21 protein-coding genes and 1 pseudogene are annotated in these 21,362 nt (G+C 68.3%); 13 read left to right on the top strand and 9 right to left on the bottom strand.

All coding sequences use genetic code 11. The annotated features are described in order from the left end of the window. Positions 1–110 precede the first annotated feature (110 nt). The 3 genes from ACZ7M3_RS33790 (at position 111) to ACZ7M3_RS33780 (ending at position 3,314) form a co-directional block, all read left to right on the top strand. Complete coding sequence (locus tag ACZ7M3_RS33790; RefSeq protein WP_472068293.1) at positions 111–1,019, top strand: NAD(P)-dependent oxidoreductase; 909 nt, start codon at positions 111–113, stop codon at positions 1,017–1,019. A 36-nt stretch (positions 1,020–1,055) separates the two neighbouring features. Further along, the gene (locus ACZ7M3_RS33785; protein ID WP_472068291.1) at positions 1,056–1,853 is read left to right on the top strand and encodes a maleylpyruvate isomerase family mycothiol-dependent enzyme; all 798 of its coding nucleotides are present in this window, start codon (positions 1,056–1,058) and stop codon (positions 1,851–1,853) included. 492 nt (positions 1,854–2,345) lie between these two features. Continuing rightward, a complete protein-coding gene (locus ACZ7M3_RS33780; RefSeq protein WP_472068289.1) occupies positions 2,346–3,314 on the top strand; it encodes an alpha/beta hydrolase in 969 nt (322 codons plus the stop codon). A 146-nt stretch (positions 3,315–3,460) separates the two neighbouring features. Here ACZ7M3_RS33780 and ACZ7M3_RS33775 read toward each other — a convergent pair whose 3' ends face one another. Beyond that, complete coding sequence (locus ACZ7M3_RS33775) at positions 3,461–4,414, bottom strand: immunity 49 family protein (RefSeq protein WP_472068287.1); 954 nt, start codon at positions 4,412–4,414, stop codon at positions 3,461–3,463. A 902-nt stretch (positions 4,415–5,316) separates the two neighbouring features. Between ACZ7M3_RS33775 and ACZ7M3_RS33770 the strand changes: the two genes are divergently transcribed. Further along, complete coding sequence (locus ACZ7M3_RS33770) at positions 5,317–6,144, top strand: alpha/beta fold hydrolase (RefSeq protein WP_472068285.1); 828 nt, start codon at positions 5,317–5,319, stop codon at positions 6,142–6,144. 22 nt (positions 6,145–6,166) lie between these two features. Then, on the top strand, positions 6,167–6,700 hold the full coding sequence (locus ACZ7M3_RS33765; protein WP_472068690.1) for a TetR/AcrR family transcriptional regulator: 534 nt from the start codon (positions 6,167–6,169) through the stop codon (positions 6,698–6,700). A 273-nt stretch (positions 6,701–6,973) separates the two neighbouring features. Here the strand turns inward: ACZ7M3_RS33765 and ACZ7M3_RS33760 are convergent, their stop codons facing one another. Further along, positions 6,974–7,375, bottom strand: a complete 402-nt coding sequence (locus tag ACZ7M3_RS33760) for a tautomerase family protein (RefSeq protein WP_452974127.1) — start codon at positions 7,373–7,375, stop codon at positions 6,974–6,976. 138 nt (positions 7,376–7,513) lie between these two features. After that, entirely contained in the window at positions 7,514–8,131 is a 618-nt protein-coding gene (locus ACZ7M3_RS33755) for an acetoacetate decarboxylase family protein (protein ID WP_472068283.1), read from the bottom strand. A gap of 291 nt (positions 8,132–8,422) precedes the next feature. On the opposite strand from ACZ7M3_RS33755, the gene ACZ7M3_RS33750 reads away from it, so the two are divergent. Then, positions 8,423–9,067 carry a TetR/AcrR family transcriptional regulator gene (locus ACZ7M3_RS33750; protein ID WP_388524021.1) on the top strand — a complete coding sequence of 215 codons (645 nt, stop codon included), beginning with the start codon at positions 8,423–8,425 and terminating at the stop codon, positions 9,065–9,067. A gap of 503 nt (positions 9,068–9,570) precedes the next feature. Here the strand turns inward: ACZ7M3_RS33750 and ACZ7M3_RS33745 are convergent. Then, positions 9,571–10,146: a TetR/AcrR family transcriptional regulator gene (locus ACZ7M3_RS33745; RefSeq protein ID WP_472068281.1), complete on the bottom strand. Its 576-nt coding sequence runs from the start codon at positions 10,144–10,146 to the stop codon at positions 9,571–9,573. Positions 10,147–10,304: 158 nt separating this feature from the next. Here ACZ7M3_RS33745 and ACZ7M3_RS33740 point away from each other — a divergent pair, with 158 nt between their 5' ends. From ACZ7M3_RS33740 to ACZ7M3_RS33725, 4 genes are all read left to right on the top strand, one after another. Further along, on the top strand, positions 10,305–10,760 hold the full coding sequence (locus ACZ7M3_RS33740; RefSeq protein ID WP_472068279.1) for a nuclear transport factor 2 family protein: 456 nt from the start codon (positions 10,305–10,307) through the stop codon (positions 10,758–10,760). A gap of 503 nt (positions 10,761–11,263) precedes the next feature. Continuing rightward, a complete protein-coding gene (locus ACZ7M3_RS33735; RefSeq protein ID WP_382145359.1) occupies positions 11,264–11,521 on the top strand; it encodes a hypothetical protein in 258 nt (85 codons plus the stop codon). Positions 11,522–12,013: 492 nt separating this feature from the next. Then, complete coding sequence (locus ACZ7M3_RS33730) at positions 12,014–12,334, top strand: alpha/beta fold hydrolase (protein ID WP_472068277.1); 321 nt, start codon at positions 12,014–12,016, stop codon at positions 12,332–12,334. 7 nt (positions 12,335–12,341) lie between these two features. After that, on the top strand, positions 12,342–12,932 hold the full coding sequence (locus ACZ7M3_RS33725; protein ID WP_472068275.1) for an alpha/beta hydrolase: 591 nt from the start codon (positions 12,342–12,344) through the stop codon (positions 12,930–12,932). Between the two features lie 293 nt (positions 12,933–13,225). On the opposite strand, the gene ACZ7M3_RS33720 is transcribed toward ACZ7M3_RS33725, so the two are convergent. The 5 genes and pseudogenes from ACZ7M3_RS33720 to ACZ7M3_RS33700 all read right to left on the bottom strand — a co-directional run bounded on the left by ACZ7M3_RS33720 (position 13,226) and on the right by ACZ7M3_RS33700 (position 17,509). Beyond that, positions 13,226–13,714: a GNAT family N-acetyltransferase gene (locus ACZ7M3_RS33720; protein ID WP_472068273.1), complete on the bottom strand. Its 489-nt coding sequence runs from the start codon at positions 13,712–13,714 to the stop codon at positions 13,226–13,228. 674 nt (positions 13,715–14,388) lie between these two features. After that, positions 14,389–14,712: a DUF6183 family protein gene (locus ACZ7M3_RS33715; RefSeq protein WP_472068688.1), complete on the bottom strand. Its 324-nt coding sequence runs from the start codon at positions 14,710–14,712 to the stop codon at positions 14,389–14,391. Positions 14,713–15,289: 577 nt separating this feature from the next. Beyond that, the gene (locus ACZ7M3_RS33710; RefSeq protein ID WP_472068271.1) at positions 15,290–15,730 is read right to left on the bottom strand and encodes a VOC family protein; all 441 of its coding nucleotides are present in this window, start codon (positions 15,728–15,730) and stop codon (positions 15,290–15,292) included. Between the two features lie 321 nt (positions 15,731–16,051). After that, entirely contained in the window at positions 16,052–16,651 is a 600-nt protein-coding gene (locus ACZ7M3_RS33705) for an SMI1/KNR4 family protein (protein ID WP_472068269.1), read from the bottom strand. A 62-nt stretch (positions 16,652–16,713) separates the two neighbouring features. Then, positions 16,714–17,509 (bottom strand): annotated as a pseudogene (locus ACZ7M3_RS33700) (IS5 family transposase). 466 nt (positions 17,510–17,975) lie between these two features. Here ACZ7M3_RS33700 and ACZ7M3_RS33695 point away from each other — a divergent pair. The 3 genes from ACZ7M3_RS33695 (at position 17,976) to ACZ7M3_RS33685 (ending at position 21,257) form a co-directional block, all read left to right on the top strand. Beyond that, positions 17,976–18,515 (top strand): FUSC family protein, encoded by a 540-nt coding sequence (locus ACZ7M3_RS33695; protein ID WP_472068267.1) that lies wholly within the window; start codon positions 17,976–17,978, stop codon positions 18,513–18,515. 711 nt (positions 18,516–19,226) lie between these two features. After that, a complete protein-coding gene (locus tag ACZ7M3_RS33690; protein WP_472068686.1) occupies positions 19,227–20,411 on the top strand; it encodes an MFS transporter in 1,185 nt (394 codons plus the stop codon). Positions 20,412–20,987: 576 nt separating this feature from the next. Then, positions 20,988–21,257 (top strand): hypothetical protein, encoded by a 270-nt coding sequence (locus ACZ7M3_RS33685; protein WP_472068265.1) that lies wholly within the window; start codon positions 20,988–20,990, stop codon positions 21,255–21,257. Positions 21,258–21,362: the final 105 nt, after the last annotated feature.

The raw sequence follows: 21,362 nt of genomic DNA, 5'->3' as shown, positions 1-21,362 counted from the left end.
ACTCCCCGATACCCGGCGGCAGTCGACACCCCGGCATGCGCGCCGGGACACCACGGCATGCACGCCGCCCGTCGCGGCGCGCGGCGCGTCGATCGTAGGGAGGCCCGACGATGAGCGGAACAAACCGGACCCCGTCGTCCGGGCAGGGAAAGCCCGTGGTCGCCGTGCTCGGCACGGGGACCATGGGCGAGGCCATGGCACGCAACATCGCGGCGGCGGGAGTGGGACTGCGCGCGTGGAACCGCAACCGCGCCACCGCCGAACCGCTGGCCGACGCCGGCGCCGCGGTGTGCGACACGCCGGCCGAGGCCTGCCAAGGCGCCGACATCGTACTGACCGCGCTCGCGAACGAGAAGGTGGTCGCCGACGTGATGGACCAGGCCCGCGACGGCCTGGGCGGCCACCCGGTGTGGGTGCAGACGTGCACGGTCTCCCCCGACGGGTCCCGCCGTCTCGCGGAACAGGCGGCCCGACTGAACGTCGCGTACGTCGAAGCCCCCCTCCTCGGCACCAAGGAACCGGCCGTGGCCGGCACCCTGACCATCCTGGCTGCCTCTTCCCAGCAGGAGGCACGGGAGGAGGTGCGACCGGTGCTGGAGGCGGTGGGCACACGCACCGTGTGGCTCGACGAGATCGGCCAGCCGAGCAGCCTCAAACTCGCCTACAACGCCTGGGTCCTGACCACCGTCGAGGGCATCGCGGAGTCCCTCACCCTCGCCGGCACCCTGGGAGTGGACCCCCGCCTGGTCATCGAGGTCATCGACGACAGCGGCCTCAACAGCCCGTACGTCCAGAGCAAGGGCCCCAAGATGATCGACGACGACCTCGACGCCCCGTCCTTCCCCCTCGAAGCAGCGGCCAAGGACGCCGGCCTGATCACCGACACCGCCCGCGCCGCCGGTCTGCACCTGGGCATCGCGGAAGTCGTACGCGAACGCCTCCGCCGCGCGGCCGACGACGGACTCGGCCGCGCGGACGTCGCCGCGACCTACCGCATGTCCCGCAAGGCCGCGTCCTGACCGGGCCGTCCCATCGACAGAGGCGAGGGAGGAACGATGACCCGTGCCGGCATCGCCGCCGCACGTTCGAGCACGGCACAACTGGCTGAGATCATCCCCCAGGTGGACGACGGCCAGTGGGAGCTGCCGTCCGCGTGCGCCGGCTGGCGTGTCATCGACGTGATGGCCCACCTCGCGGCCCTCGCCTCCGAGGCCGTGACCCCGCCGCCGCCCGACCCTTCCCTCCCGCAGAACCGCGAGCGCTACCACGACCTGCGCGTCGACGAACGACGCGGCTGGAACCATGCGGAAGTCCTCGACGAGTGGCGGCGCAGCACCCCCCGGCAACTGGACCTCCTGGAAGCGGCCCAGGAACCGCCCGGGGTCGACGAGGCTGTCGAGGTACCCGGGCTCGGTACATATCCGCGCCACCTCCTCGCGAACACCATGGCGTTCAACGTCTTCTGCCACCTGCACAACGACCTGCTCGCCCCGGACGGCCCACTCCCGTTCACCCTGCCGGAACCGACCGACGCCCAAGTCGCCCCCGCCGTCGACTTCATGCTCGCAGGCCTCCCCCAGATGCAGGGACCCGAACTCAGCGCCACCGTCGACAGGCCCCTCGTCCTCGACCTGACCGGGCCAGGCGCCACCACCGTCACCGTCTTCCCTGCGTCCGGGCCGGACGGGGAGCTGACCGTGGCACCCGGTGCGGACGCCACCACTCGGGTCCACAGCACGGCACTCGACTTCATCGCGTGGGCCACCACCCGCAAACCCTGGCGCGACCACTGCCGCATCACAGGAAGCAGCTCGGCCGCCACACCGTTCCTCGACTGCCTCAACATCATCTAGCGGAGGGCTGCGCCTGACCGCGGAAGGCGAGAAACCCTGGACCGACGAGATCGTCCGCGCCGCCGACGGTGTCGTCAGCGCGGATTCCTCGACGACCTCGGCGTCCCGGCACAACACGGCCCGTGCGACGTTTCGCGCCCCTCCGAATCAGCCGTCCTGTGCGGGGGCGCTGCGGGCCGCGCGATCGCGGGGTGAGTCGGCGGCTTCGCTGGTGCCACCGGATCCACGCTCGCTCTGCACGTCGCGATCCAGGTGTCGTGCGGTTTGTCGAACGGATCGATCCGTTCGGGTTGCAGTGCCCGGTGTGCACAGGGGGCGTGCCGCGTACACCAGCACGTCGCCGTTGCCGTTCCTCTGCCCACCCAGGGACGGACTGGTGCAATCGCGGGCGTGTCGCTGCCCCGCTATCCTTATCAAGGATGCATATATCTACGCAAATAGTGCGTCTGGCGTCATTGCTGCCCCCAATCCTGTAGGGAAAGGAAGATCAGCATGCCTTCAGTGCTTCCCACTCCGATCCTGGAGCCCGCGGCGCATGACCTTGCCCAGGCGACCTCCCCGCACCCGCGGATCTACGAAGTGCCGCCGGATCAGGGGCGTGACATCCTCGCCGGCCTGCAGACCGGAGAAGGTGTCACGAAACCCGACGTCGAGGAGGAATGGGTGACCGTCGACGCCGGCAAGTGGGGGCAGGTACGCACCCGCATCGTGCGCCCGCGCGGCATCTCCGGGACGCTTCCGGTCATCCTCTACATCCACGGAGCCGGGTGGGTGTTCGGCGACGAGAACACCCACGACCGCCTCGTACGCGAACTCGCCGTCGGCGCCGGCGCGGCTGCGGTCTTCCCCGTCTATGACCGGGCCCCCGAGGCCAAGTACCCCACTCAGATCGAGCAGAACTACGCCGTGGCCCAATGGTCCGCCCGCGAAGGCGCACAGCACGGCCTGGATGCCTCGCGCCTCGCCGTGTGCGGCGACTCCGTGGGCGGAAACATGTCCGCGGCCCTCGCCCTGATGGCCAAGGACAGGGGCGATGATGTCCAGGTCGGTTGCCAGGTCCTGCTCTACCCCGTCACCAATGCCGACTTCGACACCCCGTCCTACCTGCAGTTCGCGGACGGGGAGTACCTGACCCGGGACGGAATGATCTGGTTCTGGGACCAGTACACCAGCGATGCCGCCCAGCGCGCCGAGCCCTACGCCTCGCCGCTGCGGGCCAGCATCGATCAATTGCGCGGCCTGCCCCCGACCTTGGTCATCACTGACGAGGCCGACGTCCTGCGTGACGAGGGCGAGGCCTACGCGGCCAAGCTGCGTGAAGCCGGCGTCGACGTCACCGCGGTCCGCGTTCTGGGCATGGTCCACGACTTCCTGATGCTGGACCTCCTCCGTGACACCAACGCCACCAAGGTCGCTCGTCATCTCGCCATCGACGCGCTCAAGTCCGCCCTGCACGACTGACACGGATGACGTCCGTGGTGAGGCTTCAGCGGTTCCTCTCATAGCCCACAGCACTCGAAGTCGGCGAAGGGCTTTCACAGGTCCTCGCGCGGCAAGAACAGGGTGAACTCGACTCGGATGGTGGGGACTACGGCTGTCCGGACTGACTACTTGGCAGTCCAGTGGCCCAGGTCATTTCCGCCGGCGTCTTCCGCTCGCCGCAGCGCCTCCGGGGACCCCAGCGTGCCGTGCGGCAGATAGCCGGACCGGACGCCCAACTCCCACCCATGCACCTGGACCCCAAGGGCGGCCAGAGCGAGGGCGCTGAGCGGTAGCAGAGTACGGGGAGCGGGATTGGATCCCACACACTCCCGGTGCTCGATGAGCCGGGCCACAAGAGCCTGCTCGAAGGCGTGCTGGTCGTCGTCGAGGAGTACGCGAAGGAGTCGCTGATCCGGTGTCAGGGGGCCGGCTGCGTCAAGTTTCCGGGCCGCCTCGGCGCGCTCGTCGGCGTCCGGCTTGCACAGGGTCACGGTGGGCCAGTCTCGGGGCAGGTGCCCGCGCGCCTGGGTCAGGTAGCCGCACAGTGCGTCCATCGCAGCGAGGTCCGCCTGATCCGACGTCGAATTCAGCTTCGAGTACGGCACCCCGTCGCGGATCGCGGGCGCGTAGTCGCTCCGCAGCAGCAGACCGATCACCCGCTGCCATTCCCACACGAGCCCGCTGACCAGGCACATCGTAAACGTGTCGCACCACCATCTGGCCGTGGGGACCTGCTCGATGGCGTCGCCGAAGGCGATGTCCTCGCTGCTGAGCGTCTCGCCGATCAGCGGGAAGTGGATTTCCTGGTCGCCGTCGGGAAAACAGCCAACGCTCAGCGCCCCCAGGGAGCACTCCGCCGCGGTCCGCAGTACCGTGCGCGATGACTCGTCGAGCGCGGGATCCTCCACGGTGCGGGCTGCGATGTAATCAAGGAGCTCGTCGTGCATCTCCTGCAGCTTCTCCGGGGACGGGTCGTCATAGCGCATCCAGTGCCACCGCCGCCGGGTCCGTCCGCTGATGTCGTCGAGTGCCTGGGCTATGCGCTGTCCGCTGACCTCATGGCGCGTCACTTCCTGCACGTCTGCCGTCCCCTCATGATCTTTTCCGCTGGACGGGGCACGCTATCAGCGGGTTCGGACATCGCCCCCGGGTCCGGCCGCGCGACCCCGGCGGTGACGGGGGCGCCGGGAGGGCGATACCGCCGCGTTCGTGCGAAGGCAAGTGGGACGTCGGCGACTTCAGGCCGGAATCGAATGAAGGAAGTCGATTGATTCAGGGCTCCGAGATGCAGGCCTCTGAGCTGCAGACCCCTAAACTGCGGTCCCCTCAGGTACCAGCCACCCGGACGGCTCCCCGTATACCACCCTGACCTGCACCTCCTTACACCTCAGGGAGGGACGTTCCGGCCGTCGTCGTCGTCGACGACGAACGCGATGACCGAGAGCGGAGTTCCCTCTTCGCGCCAAGACACGACCCCGGGAAGGCCGTTGGCGAGCACCGCTCGCCCCCGCGTGGCTGCGCGAGTGGACAGTCGCAGTGGCGAGCTGCCCTCAGGGATGCCCGGACCACCCCTCGCTGCCGACCGATCTCGTCGAACGGCACCGCCCACAGGTCGTACAGCACGAACGCCAGTCGCTCCCCCGGCCCGAGCGGCTCGAGGACGACGAGGCGCGTGAGCCCGGATCTGGAGGAGCAACGCGCCGACGGCATCTGGCAGCCCGCCGACGAGAGTGTGACCTCCCGTACGGGCTTCGAGACCACCCTCGCCGAGATCCGCGGCGCCCGTCCTGGAGTACGTCGCCGCCGAGGCCCCCGACGCCGCCGTCAACGTCCTCGGCACCTCCCCCTCGATCCCGATCGAGGTCTGTCCCTTCCACGACGCTTCGCCGTTCCTCCCGGCCGTACTGGGCATCTCGTCGTTGACAGGTTTGGGTAATCAGATTAGCTTTTAGCTAACAGAGTTAGCCAGACAGGGGATGTCATGACCGAGTACCTTGCCGTCGACGGCCGCACGATCGCTTACGAGGTGGCGGGGTCAGGCCCGCTGATCGTCCTCGCGCACGGCATGGGCGACAGCCGCGCCGCGTACCGTGCCGTGATCCCGCCGCTGGTGGCGGCGGGCTATCGGGTCGCCGCAGTCGATCTGCGCGGCTGCGGCGTCGGCTGGCCGACCTGGAGCCGCACCGCCATCGCCGGCGACCTGCTCGCCGTGGTCCGCCACCTGGGCGGCCCGGCCGTGCTGGTCGGCCACTCGATCTCCGGCGGCGCCGCCACCATCGCCGCGGCGATGGAGCCCTCGCTGATCACCGCGGTTGTCGAGTTGGCGCCGTTCACGCGCAAGCAGTCGATCCGCCTCGGCGACCTGCGAGTGAAGCGCTTCCGGCAGGGCATGCTGCGGCTGCTCGGCACGGGCGCGTTCGGCAGCGTGCCGCTCTGGCGCTCGTACCTCGACGTGGCCTACCCCGGCGTGAAGCCGGCCGACTGGGCCGAGCGGCTCGGCCGCATCGACTCCCTGCTGCGCGAGCCGGGCCGGATGAAGGCCATGCAGGGCATGGGCCGCAGCGCCCCGACCGACGCCGGCGCGCAGCTCGGCAACGTCCGCTGCCCGGTCCTGGTCGTGATGGGCACACTCGACCCCGACTGGGCCGACCCGCGCGTCGAGGGTTCGGCGATCATTGACGCCCTGCCGTCCGGCCTCGGTCGCCTTGAGATGATCCAGGGCGCCGGGCACTACCCGCACGACCAGTTCCCTGATGAGGTGGTTTCGCTCATGCTCGCCTTCATCCGATCGGACGCCGCTCGTGCCTAGGGTCGGCCTGGACCCGGCGGCCGTGGTCGCGGCCGGTGCCGCCCTCGCCGACGAGGTGGGCCTCGCCAATCTGACGATGGGGTTGCTGGCCGAGCGGGTGGGCGTGCGTACCCCGTCCCTGTACAAGCACGTGGGCGGCCAGGAAGACCTCAACCGGCGCATCGCAGCCTTGGCGTTGAGCGAGTCCGCCGACGCCGTCGGCGGCGCGGTCCAGGGGTACGCGGGGCGCGACGCCCTGGCGGCCGCGGCGCGTGCCTTCCGCGCCTTCGTCCTGGAGCACCCCGGCCGATACGCGGCGACGATCGGCGTGGAACCGTCCGGCCCGGACGATCCGCTGGCCATCGCGGGTCAGCGACTGCTCGACGCGTTCATGGCGGTCCTGCGCGGCTACGAGGTCCCGGAGTCCGACGTGGACCATGCCCTGCGTATGCTCCGCAGCCTCTGCCACGGGTTCGCCACGCTGCAGGTGTCCAACGGCTTCCAGTGGAGCGCCGACATCGACGAGAGCTTCGAGTGGCTGATCGCCTTCGCCGACCGGGGCCTGCGCGCCATGTGAGAATGCTGCTGCCGCCGACCGCCATATTCCCGAGGCCAGGCACACGGCCTCCAGCGCCGGAACACCCGTACGTCGAAAGTCGCGGGCCCGCAGCGGGTCGTACTCGGAGATCGCGCCGGGGGCGAGGTCGCCGCCGTCGGTGCGACCTTCCTACAGCGACGCGTAGTACCGGAGGACGGCTTCCCACTCTTCACCGCGTGATCGCACTGAACCGCCGCACGGCCAATCGAGATGACCTGTAGGGGCCCACGCGCCGTCACCCCGGCGCCGGCCTCACGCCTCGTGACGGCTCAGCCATTCCTTCTCCTGACCCGGGTCGGGCAGGACCTGGCCGCCTTCGACAGCGGAACGCGCGGGACTGTCCTGGATCACCACCAGGATGCGGCGCTCGGGGATCCCGGTGATGCGGGCAGCGGCCGCCGACAGCTCGAGTGCCAAGCGGGTCGTCTCCTCCTGCGGGTGGCCGCGGCGTGCCCAGCCGCCGATCAGGAGCGGCGCTCCTGGTTCTCCACCGACGTAGACGCTGTCCTGAGGCAGTTCGGAGAAGACCACGTTGACGTAGGCGGGCGGGACGTGGTTGATCTCCGCGTGAATCCTGGTGATCTCGGTGGCCAGTTCGCCCTTGGCGTCGGCCCTCAGCGTTCCCTGGGCGGTGGTGCAGGTATAGATGGGCACGTCGACTCCTGAAATGTGAGAGCGGCGGGCGTGCCCCCACAACATGTGGGGGCACGCCCGCGTCGCGGATGGTTCGTTCTCGGGGACGGGCCACCGGGGTGATGGCTGGTGGCGGGGCCCTCGTGGTGCATGGGGTGATCAGTTGCTGTGGTCGATGAGGGTCTTGAGGTCGGTGACCGTGTAGGCGAGCTCGAAGTGGAATCCCCTGCCCGTGCGCTGGACGGGCAGGTCGGCGAGTTCTTCGCCGTGGGCGGGGAGGAAGGCGAGCTCGGCGGTGCCAGCCCAGGCGTCGCTGATGGCGGTGTCGTCCAGGACCGACATGACGAGTTCGTGGACGGCGGGCTTGTCGTGTTGTCCGGCGGCCAGGCGGGGGAAGTGTCGGAGGTTGACCACGGGGCGGCTCATCAGGGCGGCGGGGTCGGGGACGGGCCGTTCGAGGGTGATCTTGGCTTCGGCGATGCGCTGTCCGGCGGCGGAGGCGGTGGCGCCGAACTGTCCGCCCGGGCCGAGGACAGGGGTGCCGGGACCGCCGACGGAATAGGCGCGGGTCTGGTGGACGGCGCCGAGCTTCTTGGGGAAGCCCTGGACCCAGCCGCGGGCCATGGCGGAGTCGTTGTCGACGTAGATGGAGGGGCACCAGGCGACCGGCGCGCCGTTGTAGTGGGCGTCCAGAGTGATGAGGAACTCCCGGTACTGCGAGCGTGCGGGGTCCAGGTACTCCAGGCCCGTGGAGGAGTACTGCCAGTCGATGAACATCGCGACGCCGCGGCCGGCGGAGTCCGGGTCGGGGGCCAGACCCCTCGGGCAGAGTCGCTGCGGCGGCGGCCGGGTCGGTGAAGAACTCCACACCCACCACGGTGCCGGCGTAGTGCCACGGCGGGGCGGGCGCCAGGTTCGCGATGCCACGGGGAGACAGGGGGACGGTGTAACCCTTCATGCCACGTCCTTCGGAAAGAGACTGGAGTGAAACGATACGTAGCGTTTCATCGATGATGCGACGCTAGCACACCTTGACCCGAAGGTGAAACGATACGTATCGTTTAACTCATGGCACCCGTCTTCTCCTCAGGCCCCGTCTTCTCCTCAGGTCCGGCGGCCGGTGGGCCGCGTTCCCTTTCAAAGATCCTCGACGCGGCACGGGATGTGCTGTCGGGACAGGGATACCCGGCACTGACCATCGAGGCCGTCGCGGCGGCCGCGGGCGTCGGCAAATCGACCATCTACCGCTGGTGGCCCAGCAAGGAGGCACTCGTCGCCGATGCGCTCGCCGAGATCTTCCGCGCAGAAGAGATCCCCGATCTGGACGACACCCACGCCGAACTGCGCCACGCCGTCGACATGACCATCGACAACTACGCCAACGAGGACATGGCCACCTCACTGCCCGCACTCGCCGGCGGCCTACTCCCCCACCCCGAACTCATGGCCCGGTTCCGGGAGGCTTTCCTGTACCGCAAGCGCGAGAACATCGCCGCAGCACTGCGCCGCGGAATCCAACGCGGCGACCTGCCCCACGACCTCGACATCGATCTCGTCCAGGACATCTGGGCCGGCACCATCCTCTACCGGCGACTCATGACCGGTGCCCCCCTCGACACCGACCTCGCCGAACACCTCGTCCGACTCGTCACCAACACTCCTCCGCTGCTCCCCCGCCGAGAAGCAGAGGTGCGCCCAATCACGAACCCGTGACATGGGCTGCGTGCAGGAGTCCGCGATGCGGGTGGCACATGCCCAACCGCAGCTACGTCAGCCCTTGTCAACCCGATGGCCTGACGGGTCCGCCCGACTAGGTGGGGGAAGACGCCCTCCACCTCTCCCATCCGTGGCTCCGACGAGTGCACCGAGACGGAGATCGACGGCGTGGTCGCGGTCTGTGGCGTCCAACTGTGCCTCACTCAACAGCACATGGACCGAGCAGTGCAGTGAACCTGGTCCAGGCAGGCACACCGCGTACCTGTCCACCGGCACGCGCAACTCGGATGTGGACGCACGGCGTTGGCCGCAAGGCACCGGACTTCGCTTCGGGGAATCTCAACTGGGTCGGTAGACAGTTCGCCAGGCCCCTCAGACGGCGAGGGGAACGGCTATCCGCCCACGATGAAGGCTCACGCAGCAACCTCCGAGAATCCACGCGTCACAAACCGGTGGTCACAGCACTGGCGCGGGTGCCGAGTTCAGGTCTTCAGCTGCGCTCACGCGCTCCGGAGTGGCGAGAGGCCATCGAAGATGATGGTGAGCATCCGGTCTCGTACCGCTTCCTCGAGGCGGGCGTGTGCGGAGGCTCGCGATGCGGCAACGAGCAAGGCGTACACCTCGGGCAGTTCTGCGTCATCTCGGACGGCGCCGGCGCGTTGGGCATGCTGAAGCAGAGCACCGACGGCTCGACGCAGTCCGTCCGAAGCCTGAGCGGCGTCGCCGCCGTTGTCACCACCGGCCTCGAACAGCGCCTCGGCTATGGCGATCTTGCCGGCCGCGTCGGCGACGAGGTGGCTGAAGAAGTCGAAGAACGCCGCACCCGGGTCCGGGGCGTGAAACAGCGTCTCGGCTTGCTCGCGCAGGCGATCGAACCGCTGCACGAGAACGGCCTCCAGCAGCGCGGCTTTGGTGGGGAAGTGGCGGAAGACCGTGGCGATGCCGACGTTGGCCAGGCGGGCCACCTCCTCGGTGGACGCAGACTGGCCACCCTTACCGAAGACGTCTTCGGCGACGGTCAAGATCCGCTCGCGGTTGGTTCGCGCGTCAGCGCGTTGCGGCCGTTTGCCGCCCACGTCTCGGTTACCAGGGGGGCTCATCGCGCTGTCACTCGCATCCCGCCGTATCTCGCCGTATCTCACTATCCGAAGTCACGACTCCGTATACTCGGAGTCCGCACTCCGGATACTAGTGCGACACCACTGCACGTCGGCGCCGACGACAGGAGAGTGCCATGACCCAAGTCCTCAGCGCGCGGGAAGTTTTCCTCGCGCTCGTGAACGGTGTCGCGGAGGGCCGTTGGAGCGAACTGCCCGATCTGTATGCGGAGCAGACCCACGTCGTGCACCCGTTCGACCCGCTTCGTGCTGCCGCGCTCCGCACCCGCGACGAACTGCGCGAACACTTCGGGCCGACCGAGGCCGGCCCCCGGCTGCGACGTCGGGCAGCCAACATCACGATCCACGAGACGACCGACCCCGAGGTCATCGTCGCCGAGTTCGAGTACCAGGGAACAGTCGCCGAGACCGAAGAACCCTTCGTGCTGCCCGGCATCTTCGTGCTGCGGGTGCGCGACGGTGAGATCATCAGCTCCCGCGACTACTTCGACCATGTCACCGCCGCCCGAGTCCGCGGACAACTCGACACACTGGTCGCAGCCGTGCAGGCGAGCAGCGCCACCTCGGCCTAGAACGTGGACCGATTCGGATCTTCATCGGAGGCTGCGCCGCAGCGGCCCTGCCTTCCGCCTTCAACTGCCCGACCAACTTGTTGGCCTTGGCGGCCTGGGCCGCGGTCGGACCACTCGTTGACGCCTAGATATCCATCCGTGACGCCGATATCCATCCGTGACGCCCCCGACTTCACGGCAGCCGTCTGCGACTGCTTCCTGATGACCTGACGCTCGGTTCCGTGACCGGACGAGGCGAGCGCCGTCGTGGCCAAAACGGCGCAAAGACCCGCGGCGGCCACACCGACAGCGCGAGACCTGAAGCGTGGGTGCAGCGCCGCCAGGGACTCCTGCTGAGCCCTCGGCGTCGGCGAAGGAGTGGTAGAGCGAGGCTACGGACGGGTGTTTCGATTCCTGCAGTGCCTCCGCGACGGATGGGGAAACCCCGCCGGCGGAGCCTGTTTGCGCAGACCTGTCGTGCGCCTTTCCCACGGTTGGTGGGACAGGCGATTAAATACCGGAGCATGACTACAGAGCCGCAGCGCTTCCGTATCTTGTTGGTACCCGAACACATCGAGGGCAGAGGCGGCGCCTCCGTGGAAGACTCGGCCGTGCGATCGGCAGTCGTCGAGGCGACGGGCGAGACCGGCGCCTCGGGCTACCCCCGCTACGCCGGGGACGGGATCGTGGCCGACATCGACCCCAGTACACGCACGGTCGAGGCGGTACTGGTCGATGGTGCAGAACTGGACTACGGGCTGAGCGCCAGGGTCGCTTCCTGATCGTCCCTGTTCTCCCGGTGATGCCGCGTAGCGAGTGCCACCACCTGTTCGATGGCTCGTTGGACGCAACGGGCCATCCAGCAAGGCGCCAGAACGTTCGGTGGCGCCAACCGACTTCGCAACTGACAGCCGACACCGCTTGTCGCCGAGTTCGGACTCCCCGAGTCGAACGGAAGTTCGCGCAATGGCACGCTTTCTACGACGAAAAGCTGGTCGAGCCAGTGCATTGCGCACGGCGCCGGACGGCCGTCGGACTGCGCAATGGGACACGACGTAGGTTCCGAACACCTTTTACCTCCGGCATTCACTCCCGGGGCGTACTTCTTTCACCCGTTTCACCCGGTTGGAGTGCTGGCTGAGCTTGCCGGTGCGGACGCCTGAACAATCCGTGTCATAGATCTCACGGAAAGCGAGAACGGCATGCCGGCATTTCCGGTCCCGGGTTCACGGCGCCGAATACGTAGCGCACACGTCATGGCGGCCGGGTGCGCCGTGGCCATATGTACGGTCCTGGCGGCCCCTGTAGCCGCAGAGGGCGGCACTACGACAACCACGACCACGACCACGACCAAACCCACCATCGTGCTGGTGCACGGGGCCTTCGCGGACGCCTCCAGCTGGAATGGGGTAGTCGAACGGCTCGAACGCCGTGGCTACACGGTCATCGCTCCCGCCAACCCGCTGCGCGGGCTGTACACCGACTCCACCTACATCGCCTCCGTGCTGGACAGCATCAAGGGCCCGATCGTGCTGGCTGGTCATTCATACGGCGGCGCCGTGATCAGCACCGCCGCCGCGGCCAACCCCGGGTGAAGTCCTGGTGTACGTCTCGGCACTGATGCCCGACGTGGGCGAGAGCGGAATGTCCCTGGGGGCCAAGTTCCCCAGCGAACTCGGCACCGCCACGAAGTCCGTTCCCTACCGAGCCGGCGGCGTCAGCGGGACAGACCTGTATCTCAAGCCCGACAGGATCCATCCGGTCTTCGCCGCGGACCTGCCGGAAGGCACCGCGAGGGTCATGGCGGTCACCCAGCGACCTGCGGCAACGACTGCGTTCTCGGAGACGGCCAAGGTGGCCGCCTGGAAGCACATCCCGTCGTGGTTCCTCGTCGCGAAGCAGGACAAGACCATCAATCCCGACCAGGAACGCTTCGAGGCGAAACGCGCGGGTTCACACACGGTGGAGATCAACTCCTCCCATGTGGCCATGATCTCCCACCCCGACGCGGTCACCGCCCTCCTCCTCCAAGCCGCCACAGCGACCGATCCCGCCCGGCCCGCGCTGGCCGCCACCGGAACCACCCGTGGCGCCCGGGCCGAGACCGCGCTCACCGGCATCGCCGCCAGCACGTTGCTCGCCGGCACAGGAGCGGTCCTCCTGGGCCGCCGCCTGAGGCGCTCCCGGCCCTGACAAAGCTCCGGTACGGCGTCATCCCGCGGCTGTTGGCGAGAGTGGCGGGCGAGGAGCGTGCGTGGGTCCGCCGACTGTTCGGTCGGCGGACCCGGTGATCAGCAGCGGTCAGTCAACGGTCACGGAGTCCTTCGCGGCGGAATGGCGTCGAGGATGGCTGTGGGGACGGAGGGACGTGCGCCCTCCGGGGGGCGAGAGCTGCGCGATGGTGACGGGTCGCGGGCGGTGGGGACAGTGCCGGGTCGCGGTCGGTCCCAACGGGTTGTACTCCAGGGCCGGTTGGCGGGGCGAGGCTAGATGTGGCACTCGTACCAGGTGCCTGGCTTACCGCCGACATGGGCTGGGTCGGCAGGGCCGACCGGGACGAACCCGGCTTTGGTCAGCACCTTCTGTGACGCGGCATTCTCGCGGGCAGTAGCCGCCCTGAGTGTGCGCAGCCCGTGCCGCGTCGATGCCAGCTGGCACAGATTCCGGACAGTCGCGGTCGCCACGCCGCGGCCGGCAACGTGTTGCGCGACGCGGTAGCCGAGTTCCGCGGTGCGATCCTCGATGTTGACCAGGTTGAACCGGCCGAGTACCGAACCGTCCTCGGCGACGAGCACGTAGAAGGCGCAGGTGTCGGTCTCCTGCTCAGCCAGCAAGGCGTTGTGCCGGTCGGCGAACTGGTCGAAGAAGTCGTCGCCGCGGTCGGAGACCGCGGCAGCGAAATAGGTACGGTTCGCCAGCTCGAAGGCCAGGACCGCCGACGCATGGCCGGCCTGAAGTCGCTGCAACTCGGGCATGGCCCGACTCTACCCAGCGGGTGCGCTGAGGCCACCTGGATTTCCGCCCGGCTCCGCCGGCCTGCCTGGCGCTTGGCGAACGTTGTGTCGGCACGACGGCCCTGCGGCACGGCAGTGCCGCCGAAATCGAGCAGGTTCGGCGAACGCTTGAGCACAGGGTGGGGAGATTCAGGGCTCTGGCAGCAGCTTCGTGAAGGGCGCTACCGGGGCGAGACCTTGGGCCGCCAAAGTGAAGTGCGATCCGTGCTCGCAAGCCGTAGCGTCCTGGGATGAGCAGCTTCAACACGCACGAGAGACGGGTGTACGACGAGGGCCGGTCCGCGCGTGTCGACGTGCCTATGCCAACAGTCGCCGAGCGGACAAAGCACGTGGCTTTCGGCAGGTGAAAGCAGACGAGTCCTGGCGGCGCTGGCAGCGTGAGTGGGGGAACATTGCCTACTGTCCCGAGCCGACGATCCATCCCGACGAGCCGCTGCCAGTGGTCGTCGAGACGGTGCTCCGTTCATCGGTCCCGCCCGATGAAGCTCCTGCGCTGGCATGCCGTGCTGCGGAAACCGGGACCACACCAGCGCCTGGCACGACGGCGTCTACCGGATCCATCAACTGTGCAGGGAATGCGAGGTCAGCCTCGCGGTGCAGCGGGCCGACGCGCCCGACCCGCTGCTGGCGGCCGATCACGCCCGGCAGTGGAAGGAAATTTGGAGGCTGCGCAACGAATCTCCTCGCAACCCGAGCTGAGATTCATCGAAGACGGTGGCTGCCAGGTCGGTGACCTGCTGGTGCTCCGCAAGCAGACAGGCGACGAAGCGCGGCAGGAGGCCGGAGCCCGCAGTGGATGGGCGCTTTTCGTCGAGGAGTCGGAGCAGCTGTACGAGGCTGCCGCGGCCGGGAGTGAGGGCGAGTACCCGCACCACGTGGACCAGCTGGCGCTCGTACTGCCGCACCTGTTCGACAGCGGCCACGCGCAGATCGGCCAGCTGCATCCTCAGTTCGCCCACGTACGGGGCGTCACCCTGCGCGGCGCGCTGCTCGGCCTGGACCCATACGAGACCGCCGAGTTCGCCCTTGGCGTCTTCCACGGCCTGTCACCTGACGACTCGGTACGTGGTAGCGCGGGGTAGGCCGTGACATGACGACGGCCGCGCAGGTTGAGCGGATTGTGTCGTCCTCCTCGGCCCGCGGGGCCTTCGGGTTGACAAGGCCGGCTCTCAGGGCCGGCGCCTCGTCGCCCGAGCCCGTACGACACGACGAGCGGCACCCCGCGGCTGCGGTGCTGGCCGGCGTCCTGGGCCCGGGCCGTGCGCCTGCATTGTCGGGTGCCCTCGTCGACGCCGGGGCTGGACCCACGCTTTGGAGAACCGGATCGGCGGAAGGACGATGTGCCACCGACCGACCCCTCGGCGGGGGAGACCATCGACGGTCGGCGCCGCGGTGTGCAACGCAGTCGCTTGCCACGCGAGCCGTTGGTCCAGCTCGCACGGCCGCCGCCGAACCGCGGAACGCCGACTTCCCCCTCCGCACCAGCGGCTGGGCGGCCGTGCGGGCCCGCGAAGTCCTCCCGGCGGCAGGCCCGCGTCAGCCAATCCGTTCGGCTAGTGCGACGATGATGCCTGCGGGGCCGCGGAGGTTGCAGAGCCGGAAGATGTTCTCGTACTGCGCTACCTCGCCGAGGACTTCGGCGCCGTGGGCGCGCAGGCGGGCGATGGTGTCGTCGATGTCGTCGACGGCGAACATGACGCGATGCAGGCCCAGCGTGTTGGGCGGAGGGTTCCGCGGCTCGGCGTCGGATACCGCGGGGGTGTGGTACTTGGTCAGCTCCAGCTTGCTGTGGCCGTCCGGGGTCCGCATCGTCGCGATGTCGCTCCGGACGCCGTCGAGTCCGACGGTGCGGTCCGCATAGAGGCCTTCGATGTGCGCCTTGCCTTCCAGCTCCATGCCGAGCTCGGTGAAGAAGGCGACAGCCGCGTCCAGATCGTCGACGACGATGGCGACGTTGTCCATCCGCTGAATAGTCATGTCTCTGAGCCTAAGACTCGATACGCGGTAGCGCGGGGTCTGCCGTGACATGACGACGGCCGCGCAGGTTGAATGGATTGTGACGTCCTTCTCGGCCCGGGCGGCCTTCTGCCATCCTGCCTTCTGCGGCCTTGATCGTGCACATCTCGGCGACTTGATCAAGGAAGTGGCTGGCCCCTGGGCGGCAGCGCGAGCCCGCGCTCGACGTCCCATCCAGCCCCCACGAGGACGATCAACGCCTGCCCTCTGTGCGTATTAGTGGTCGTCTCGTTTGGCTCTCCAGGCGACGTGGGGTGTCCGTGACTGTTGTGGTAGGCAGGGTTACATGCCGCGCTCCGGCCCGCTCCAGGGCTCTGGCCGTTCGCCGGCGGCCATCGGAAGTCGACGCAGTTGTACCGGGCCGGGATAGAAGGCTGAGGTGTTGGGGCCAGCCATGTCTTCGCCGATGAGGTAGCGGTAGAGCCATTCGGCGAAGCTCATCTCGTACTGCGCCCAGCCGCCTTCCCCGTCTTCGACCAGGATCCCGGAGAGCATGCCGTCCGCAGCCGTGAGGAACAGTGTCTCGCCTCGGTCGGTGCTGGCGATAGGCCACAGTCCGTTGCTGGTACCGAAGCTCAACTCCGTGAATCCGAACAGCAGGCGAGGATCCTCATCCGCGTCAAGGTCGTCCCAGGGAACCTCGGACCAGGCACGGGCCGTGTCCTGAATCCAGTCGCCCAGATTCCAGCGTCCGGTCGCGGGGTGGTGCAAGGACAAGTGGCAGTTGAGCTCGATGGGGGCGTACGCGTCCACGAGGGTCTGGTAGTCGTTCGGCAGCCGGATGCCGAGCTCTGCGTGGAGGCGATTCCAGGCGGAGGGGTCCGCGTAGCGGTTCTGGGCCTGGCCGAGCATCGCCATGACTGCGGGCAGGTAGTCGATCATGGCGCTCCTCGCTGCCGGGTCGTCTTTGCAGCAGGATCATCCCAGCTCGGAGGTCTCACTGGTCAGGCTGTCAGCCTGCGATAACAGATCAGAGCAGCGGCGATGCCAGCGAATGCCAGGAAGTGTTCGGCCTTGCGCTCGTAGCGACGATGCGGGCGGCGGCACCCGGACAGCCATGCCACCGTGCTGTCCACGGTCCAACAATGCTTACCGAGGCGCTGGGAGGATTCGATGCCCCGGCGCGCGATGCGCGGCGTGATGTTGCGGGAGCGGAGCCATGTGCGTAGCCGGTCGAAGTCGTAGCCCTTGTCGCCGTGCAGCTTGGTCGGTCGACGGCGGCGCGGGCCGCGGCGGGAGCGGATGGGTTGGATGCCGCGCACCAAGGGCTCCAGCCCTTGGCTGTCGTGGGTGTTCGCAGCCGAGATCCCGATGGAGAGGGGCAGACCGGTCCGCTCGGTGATCAAGTGGATCTTTGATCCCTTCTTACCGCGATCTACGGGATTCGGACCCGTCAGATCCCCCCTTGAGGGCTCTCATGTTCACCGGGTCGATCGCGCACCGCGACCAGTCCATTCCGCCACGTGCGCCGAGCTCGTCCAAGACCAGGCGGTGCAGCTTGCCCCACACTCGAGCTCGGCTCCACTCTGTGAAACGGCGGTGCGCGGTCGCCCCAGACGGCCCGAAGCCCGGTGGCACTTGCCGTCACGTGCAACCGGTCTTGGCCACGAACACGATGGCAGCCAACACCTGTCGGTCCCCGTAACGACGTCGCCCTCCGTCTTGCGGTCGTACCGGTGCAGCCGGAACCACCCGCTGGAACAACTCCCACAACTCGTCCGGCACCAGCTGCTCCACCATGGCCCTCACGGCGGTCAGCCTAGTTTTCAAGCCAGTTGAGACGACCTCTTAAGGCTACCTCGGCGCCGGGATCAGCATCCCACCCTCGGTCCGGTGCCCCAAGGGCTGCTCCAAGCAGGCTCTGCACAGGGCCACGCGTACCACCAACAGCCTGATCGGAGCCGTCCGCGCCCGCGGTGAACGTGCCGCATCCGAGCTCGAACAACGCTGGCGCACCCAGCACCATGTCCTCATCAGCCCTAGCCGGATCGGCGACATCTCCCTCTCCCGGGCAGCCCTCGTCCGCTGTGTTCATTCAGAACCGGATATCCTCCGAACACTTTTTGATCCCCCGAGAGATTTGCGATGCAGAACACGCTCAAGGCTGATCAATCGGGGAAACGATGACCCCCTTCGACCGCATCGTCAATCCAGAATCCGTGGTCGGAGGGCGCCGGTGAAGGCAGACCTACTGAAGGCGGCGCCTGTGAAGACGCTGAACTATGCCGTGACAGTCGGCTTGGCCAGTCTGCTCAGCTATTGGCTGACGACCACCATCATGTCGAACGTCCACCTGTCACACGAAGACGGCCAACTCGGTGGTATGTGTGCAGTGATCGCCACGATCTTTGTGCTGCGGACGAGTCGGCAGAAGAGCCTCCATGCGGCGTTCGCCCGTATGTCGGCGACGCTCGTGAGCTTCGCGCTGTGTCTGGCCTACTTGGCGATCTGGCCTTTCCACCCCTGGGGCCTCGCTCTGCTTGTGGCCATCAGCGTGCTGATCCCCGGACTGATCGGCCAGCCCGACGCCGAGGTGACCGCGGCCATCACCACCACGGTCATCATGGTCGTCGCGGGTCTCAGCCCGCAGGAGGCATGGAAGGAGCCGATCCTGCGTCTGGCGGACACCATCATCGGTGTGGCCACCGGTATCGCTGCGGCGATCCTCCTGAACGAGTTCGGCAGAGGGAGGCGCCGAGGCCGCAGTTCTCAGCGCGACGGGCCGCAGGCGGATCCGCCAGGCTGACCCCCCTGAACATCGCCTCGATCTCCGGGCTCCGCGTCTTTCGCCCTCCGACGCACGCCGCTGCCGCTGCCGCTGCCGGCTATGCATATGCACGCCATGGCCTGGGTCCCACGACGATCTTCGCGAGACTGGAGCGGGCCGGTGAACCGCTCGGCAGGCAGGCAGGCCAGGCTGGCCCTAGCCCGAGCAGTCGACGACGTGCTGCGAGGGGCCGCTGCACGAGAGATGGTCTGACGCCCTGAACGGGTCCGGAGGGCCGACCGTCCGCGACTGCTGCACGGGAGACTGTCGAGCCGGAGACCACTGTGCCGAGCGGGCCGACCTGCTTCACCGGCGCGGTCTTCTCTCCGCCCCCCGTCGCCACTAGTGTCTCCTTCTGCCAGATCCCCTCTTCGATTCGATTCCTCGATCTCAGCACTCAACATTTCTGCCGGCGTTGGAGCCGACGCCGACGCGGACTTCGATTCCGCCCCGTCGACGTCATCATGGACGACTCCTGGCGGCGGGGGGCCGTGCCCACGACGGGCGCCGTTCTCCCTGTCCGTCCCACCGCGCAGCGGAAGGTTCACCGTGACTCCGCCGCACTGGTTGCGTCGTACCGCACCGGATTTCCGCCGTACCGTACAGGGATTTCGCAATCCAGTATCGGCTCGGACGGAAACGGTCTCCTACCGTTCAGCCCTCCAAACCCCCGGCGCGGCGGCCTTCTTCCTGGCGGCGGCTCCTGCCCGGGTCGGGGTGGCCATGGCCGGCCTCGGTATCGTCTGGCTGGTCCATGCCGAGACCGGATCCTTCGGGGTGGCCGGCCTGGTCACCGGTTCGTTCGCCGTGGCGGAGACCCTGGTGGGCCCGCAGACGGCCCGTCTCATGGACCGTTTCGGACAGCCGCGCGTCCTCGTCCCCCTCCTGTGCGCTCACGCCGGAGCGATCGCCGCCCTGGTCGCGCTGACCCTGACGGGGGCGCCCGTGGTCCCGCTGATGGCGGCCGGCCTCGCCGCCGGGGCGACCGTCCCGCAGTTCGGTGCGCTGTCCGCGGCCCGCTGGTCGGCCTTGTTGCATGGAAGGGCCGAACTCATCCCGGCCTTCGCACTCGAAACGATCAGCAACGAAGTCGCCTTCCTCCTCGGTCCCACCCTCGCGGTGCTGACGGCAACCCAGGTGCACCCGGCCGCGGGTACGGTGCTGGCGGGGGCGCTCGTCGTCGGCGCCGGACTGGCCTTCGCGGCGCTGCGTCGTACGGCCCCTGCGCCCGCCCCGGATCGTACGGGCGCCCGGGGCACGGGGCCTCTGTTGACCCGGAACTTCGCCACGCTACTGGCGGTCAACCTGGCCCTCGGAGTCTTCTTCGGCTCGATGCAGGTCTCGGTGAGCGCCTTCGCCGGCGTGCACCACGCCGCCGCGGCAGCCGGGTTCCTGTACGGACTGATGAGCGCGGCAAGCCTGCTGGTCGGTCTGGCCTACGGTCGACACCACCGGCACACCCCGCCCGCGGCCCAGCTGCCCCTGATCCTGACCTTTCTCGCCTGCGCATCGCTGCTGCCGCTCCTGGCCAACTCCCCCTGGCAGCTCGGCCTTGCCCTCCTGCTCCCCGGCGCGGGCGTCGCTCCGTGCATCATTGTCTCCTCGACGCTCATCGAGTCGGTCATAGACCGGTCGGTCCTGACCCAAGCCTTCACCTGGACGAACTCCGCGAGCGCGGCGGGCATCGCCGTCTCTGCCGCCACCGTCGGCCGACTCGTCGACGGTCCAGGCGGCACACGAGCCGGTTTCACCGTCCCCTTCCTCGCCCTGGCCGCAACCGCAGCCCTGACCTGGTCCAGCCGTCACGCCCTCACTGCCGATACCACGGCCTCCAGGCAGACGTCGTCGACCGGTGGTCGTCGGCTGCGGGGGTGATGTCGGTCCAGCCGGCGTGACGGCGTGGACCGTCTTCGTCCGGACCTTGCCCGTCTTGGTGTTGACGCGGCGTCGCTTGATCTCGACGGCTTGGACGGCGTGAGGGAAGCGCGGTCCCGTTTGGACGGTGCACCCTTTCAGGCGTCGGGCCTCGCGTCGTCCCTGCCCGGTCGTACGGGTGCGGTCCAGCGGCGGCGTCTGCTGGCAGAGCATGCGGCGCAGTTGTCCGCACGGCTTCTTCTGGTTGTCCTTGGACGACCAGAAGGTAATGCCCGTCGGCGGCGATGACGGTCTGGCTGCCGTGCACGGCGGCAGCCGGCAGGTGGCCCACCGTTTTCCCGTCGGCGCGCGAACCACGCACCGCCTCTGATCGGGCAGGGCGGCCTGCGCCTCGGATTGGGATACGCGGCTCAATGAAGTCTTCTCAACGTGATCCTTTCGCCCTGGCGCAGTGCCCGCTGCGGCCGACCCGGGACCTAGTCCAGGAGGGTAATGAGGACACGGCTTGGATGGATCTCGTCCGATACTTCTGTGATCGGAGGGAACGCGGTGGGAGGACAGGAGACTCGAGCGGCGTTGGACCAGCACTGGGCAGCGTCTACTGCCGGGACCGAGACGCCGAGCACGAGCTTCGCGGGAATCGTCTACCGCCCCTTCACCGACCCGAGCCCCGACGCCGACCACCGCATCGTATGGCGCCGCGACAGCACGAACCCCGCCGTCACCGCGCTCATCGACATCGTCCGCGAGCTGCGCGCCACAGCAGCCTTCCTCCCGCCCGAAGTCCCGCACGCACCCGACATGCCACACCGCGGCACTACCACCGGCGGCACGAGGCCGGACTGACCGACATGGTCATCGGCGATCACCGTTGGCAACGGAACGCTGCGCTCTCTTCCTCAGGCACCGGCAGATTCGGTGGCGGCAGCAACGACTCGCCGGTTCCCAACA

Source organism: Streptomyces sp. NPDC111656 (assembly GCF_055656965.1).
The sequence above is the reverse complement of the archived record's forward strand: the minus strand, read 5'-3'. Positions and strand labels throughout refer to the sequence as shown.

Bases quoted from the DNA above. Each gene is read 5' to 3' on its own strand.
- ACZ7M3_RS33790 (WP_472068293.1), top strand. From the start codon at position 111: ATGAGCGGAACAAACCGGACCCCGTCGTCCGGGCAGGGAAAGCCCGTG.
- ACZ7M3_RS33785 (WP_472068291.1), top strand. From the start codon at position 1,056: ATGACCCGTGCCGGCATCGCCGCCGCACGTTCGAGCACGGCACAACTG.
- ACZ7M3_RS33780 (WP_472068289.1), top strand. From the start codon at position 2,346: ATGCCTTCAGTGCTTCCCACTCCGATCCTGGAGCCCGCGGCGCATGAC.
- ACZ7M3_RS33770 (WP_472068285.1), top strand. From the start codon at position 5,317: ATGACCGAGTACCTTGCCGTCGACGGCCGCACGATCGCTTACGAGGTG.
- ACZ7M3_RS33755 (WP_472068283.1), bottom strand. From the start codon at position 8,131: ATGTTCATCGACTGGCAGTACTCCTCCACGGGCCTGGAGTACCTGGAC.
- ACZ7M3_RS33750 (WP_388524021.1), top strand. From the start codon at position 8,423: ATGGCACCCGTCTTCTCCTCAGGCCCCGTCTTCTCCTCAGGTCCGGCG.
- ACZ7M3_RS33740 (WP_472068279.1), top strand. From the start codon at position 10,305: ATGACCCAAGTCCTCAGCGCGCGGGAAGTTTTCCTCGCGCTCGTGAAC.
- ACZ7M3_RS33735 (WP_382145359.1), top strand. From the start codon at position 11,264: ATGACTACAGAGCCGCAGCGCTTCCGTATCTTGTTGGTACCCGAACAC.
- ACZ7M3_RS33720 (WP_472068273.1), bottom strand. From the start codon at position 13,714: ATGCCCGAGTTGCAGCGACTTCAGGCCGGCCATGCGTCGGCGGTCCTG.
- ACZ7M3_RS33710 (WP_472068271.1), bottom strand. From the start codon at position 15,730: ATGACTATTCAGCGGATGGACAACGTCGCCATCGTCGTCGACGATCTG.
- ACZ7M3_RS33705 (WP_472068269.1), bottom strand. From the start codon at position 16,651: ATGATCGACTACCTGCCCGCAGTCATGGCGATGCTCGGCCAGGCCCAG.